The 1,363-nt window shown below is 74.3% G+C and carries 2 protein-coding genes; both read right to left on the bottom strand.

What is annotated here, in order from left to right; all coding sequences use genetic code 11:
• The coding region (locus FNX44_RS26900) for an NADPH:quinone oxidoreductase family protein (protein ID WP_143651571.1) at window positions 1–900 on the bottom strand (900 nt) is incomplete at its 3' end.
• Between the two features lie 91 nt (window positions 901–991).
• Window positions 992–1,363, bottom strand: a 372-nt coding sequence (locus tag FNX44_RS26895) for a histidine phosphatase family protein (RefSeq protein ID WP_143651570.1), incomplete at its 5' end; no start/stop codon positions are given.

Genomic DNA, 1,363 nt, shown 5'->3' with positions numbered 1-1,363 from the left:
GTCGTCGAGGGGGTAGGTGGCGCCGAGGGGCGGGCGGAGGGAGCCGTCGCGTAGGGCGGGGAGTAGCTCGGCCCACTGTTCGCGCAGGTAGGCGGGGCGGTTCAGCCAGTACGCACCCCAGCCGACGCCCACCACGTCGACGTTGTTGAGCAGCAGGCGATTGACCTTCACCGTGGGTATCTCGCCGCCGGTGAAGCCGACGACGAGCAGTCGGCCTTCGGGGGCGAGGCAGCGCAGCGAGTCGGTGAAGCGGTCGCCGCCGACCGGGTCGACGACGACGTCGACGCCCCGGCCGTCGGTCAGTTTGCCGACGGCGGCGCGGAAGCCGTCCGCCGGGACCGTCTCGTGGGCCCCGGCGGCGCGGGCGACGCCGGCCCGCTCCTCGTCGGAGACCACACCGATCACCCGGGCGCCCAGGGCGCGGGCGAGTTGGACGGCGGCGGTGCCGACGCCGCCGGCGGCGCCCTGCACCAGTACCGTCTCGCCCTCGCGCAGGCGGCCCCGGCGGGTGAGGGCGAAGTGGGTGGTGAGGTAGTTCATCGGCACCCCGGCGCCGACCTCGAACGAGACCTCGTCGGGGAGCGGGAAGACCACGGCCGGGTCGGCGACGACCTGTTCGGCGAATCCGCCGAAGGCGGGGAAGGCCGCCACCCGGTCGCCCGCCCGCAGGTCGCAGCCGTCGGGGGCACTCAGCACCGTGCCGGCCACCTCCGCGCCAGGCACGAACGGCGGCTCCGGCTTCAGCTGGTACTCGCCCCGGCTGAGCAGCACGTCAGGGAAACAGACCCCGGCGGCGCGGACCTCGATCAGCAACTGACCGGGGGTCGGGACCGGTTCGGGCACGTCCGCGACCTCGACCGCCTCCGGTCCGTCGAGTCTGGTCACCTGTACTGCGCGCATGAACGGGTCCTTTCTTGTGGCCGGTCTTTGCTTGCGGCCGGTCCTGCCTTGCGGCCGGTCCTGCCGCCGGAGCGGTGGCAGCGGGGCGGGGTCAGCGGGTGGTGCGCAGCGCGCGTTCGGCGCCGCTGAAGTGGGCGTGGTCGTTGAAGGCGACGAGGCTGGCGCCGGAGCGGCCGAGCGTCACCGTGGTCAGGCCGCAGTTGACCGTGACCCGGTTCAGGGCGACGATCCCGGCCGTCCCGGCGTCGAGCAGGTGGCCGCAGAGCGCGGCGATCACGCCGCCGGAAGTGACGACCACCGCGTCCCGTCCGGGGTCGAGCCGGGCGGTCAGCTCCCGGAAGGCGGCGAGCACGCCCCCGGTGAAGTGCCGCCAGCCGTCGTCGGCGTTCTCCTCGATCCACGCGGTGAGCGCCCGGTCGAGCAGCGCCTGCACGTCGTCGGAGGTGGGGGGCGGGTCGTTGAC

The sequence above is a fragment of the Streptomyces alkaliterrae genome (assembly GCF_007097205.2).
Lineage (GTDB): Bacteria > Actinomycetota > Actinomycetes > Streptomycetales > Streptomycetaceae > Streptomyces > Streptomyces alkaliterrae.
Note: the sequence above shows the minus strand (reverse complement) of the source record. Positions and strands in the feature narration are given on the sequence as shown.